Raw genomic sequence first — 504 nt, forward strand, 5'->3', positions numbered from 1 at the left:
ATGAAAGCCGGTATCGAGAAGTTCAAGGCCACCCAAACCTGGTAAGCCGCAGCGGGAGCCGCAAGGCTCCCGCTTGCTAACCTGATAGGTGTTACATGGCGGCGCAAAAGAGATTCGCAGTAAGATTGCGAGCATCAAAAGCACGCAAAAGATTACCAGCGCCATGGAAAAAGTGGCGGTCAGCAAAATGCGCAAGGCACAAATGCGCATGGCTGCTAGCCGTCCTTACGCGGAGCGCATCCGCCAGGTTATTGGCCATCTGGCCAACGCCAACCCGGAATATCGCCACCCATTCATGATCGACCGTGAAGTAAAGCGCGTCGGTTACGTTGTGGTGAGCAGTGACCGTGGTCTGTGTGGTGGCTTGAACACCAACCTGTTCAAGGCCCTGGTCAAGGACATGGCGGTAAACCGCGAAAACGGCGTCGAGATTGATCTGTGTGTAGTGGGTAGCAAGGGTGCGGCTTTCTTCCGCAACTTCGGCGGTAACGTCGTTGCAGCTAT

At 55.4% G+C, this 504-nt stretch carries 2 protein-coding genes; one reads left to right on the forward strand and one right to left on the reverse strand.

From position 1 onward, the window contains the following. A partial coding sequence (locus tag ACIPLA_RS28205) for a hypothetical protein (protein ID WP_401177759.1) occupies positions 1-210 on the reverse strand: 210 nt, incomplete at its 3' end. On the opposite strand from ACIPLA_RS28205, the gene ACIPLA_RS28210 reads away from it, so the two are divergent. Then, positions 113-504, forward strand: a 392-nt coding sequence (locus tag ACIPLA_RS28210; RefSeq protein ID WP_401177756.1) for a F0F1 ATP synthase subunit gamma, incomplete at its 3' end; no start/stop codon positions are given. The two genes, ACIPLA_RS28205 and ACIPLA_RS28210, sit on opposite strands and share 98 nt — an antisense overlap.

Origin of the sequence: Pseudomonas sp. NPDC086112 (genome assembly GCF_044746425.1) — a bacterium.
Lineage (GTDB): Bacteria > Pseudomonadota > Gammaproteobacteria > Pseudomonadales > Pseudomonadaceae > Aquipseudomonas.